We start from the raw sequence: 1,055 nt of genomic DNA, 5'->3' as shown, positions 1-1,055 counted from the left end.
TACTAGGGTCGCGCTTTTTTTATGCTCATTTTCTTTGAACATGAATTTCAATGCTCATTCGAATTTCTTGAACAAGATGTCCTAAGCGTGATGATTTTCTGTTTCTTATGAATCTCTAATATAAAGGGAGACATAAGAAATAGGAGAGCAATCATGGGTAAGTTGGTCGAAGGCGTATGGCACGATGTGTGGTATGACACAAAAGCGAATGGCGGGAAGTTCGTTCGTGAAGACGCTGGATTTCGTGACTGGATTAAAAATGATTCAGAGGCGGTATTCCAACCAGAATCTGGCCGTTACCATTTGTATGTTTCTCTCGCGTGCCCTTGGGCACATCGAACGCTTATCTTCCGTAAGTTGAAAGGTCTAGAGCCACACATTGATGTGACGGTTGTTTGCCCTGATATGCTCAGCCAAGGTTGGCAAATGGGTTTACCCGAGCCGCTGTTTGGTCATACACGTATGCACCAAATCTACACTCAAGCGAAACCCGACTACACAGGGCGTGTTACGGTGCCAGTTTTATGGGACAAAAAGACCAACACCATCGTGTCGAATGAATCGTCAGAGATCATTCGTATGTTTAACTCCGCATTTAACGATCTCACGGGCAATCATGACGATTATTATCCCGGGCCACTACGCGGTGTGATTGATGAATGGAATGATTACATCTATCCAAACGTGAATAATGGGGTGTACCGTTGCGGTTTTGCTACTTCACAAGAAGCGTATGAAGAGGCTTTTGAATCATTGTTTTCGGCCTTAGATAAAATTGATGCTCATCTGGCGACCCATCGCTATCTAGCAGGCAATAAAATTACGGAAGCCGATTGGCGTTTGTTCACCACGTTAGTGCGTTTTGATGCCGTGTATGTTGGGCACTTCAAATGTAATAAACAACGCATTGCCGATTACGTCAATATTCAGGGTTATCTGAAAGAGTTGTATCAGATTGACGGTATCGCCGATACCACCGATTTCTATCATATTAAGCGCCATTATTACTTCAGTCACACAGGGATTAATCCAACGCAAGTGGTGCCTAAAGGGCC

General features: G+C 44.0%; 1 protein-coding gene. It reads left to right on the top strand.

The annotated features are described in order from the left end of the window. Positions 1 to 153 precede the first annotated feature (153 nt). The coding region (locus R7P72_RS25995) for a glutathione S-transferase family protein (RefSeq protein ID WP_318111132.1) at positions 154 to 1,055 on the top strand (902 nt) is incomplete at its 3' end.

The organism is Vibrio sp. Vb0888, from assembly GCF_033338835.1.
Lineage (GTDB): Bacteria > Pseudomonadota > Gammaproteobacteria > Enterobacterales > Vibrionaceae > Vibrio > Vibrio alginolyticus.
Note: the sequence above shows the minus strand (reverse complement) of the source record. Positions and strands in the feature narration are given on the sequence as shown.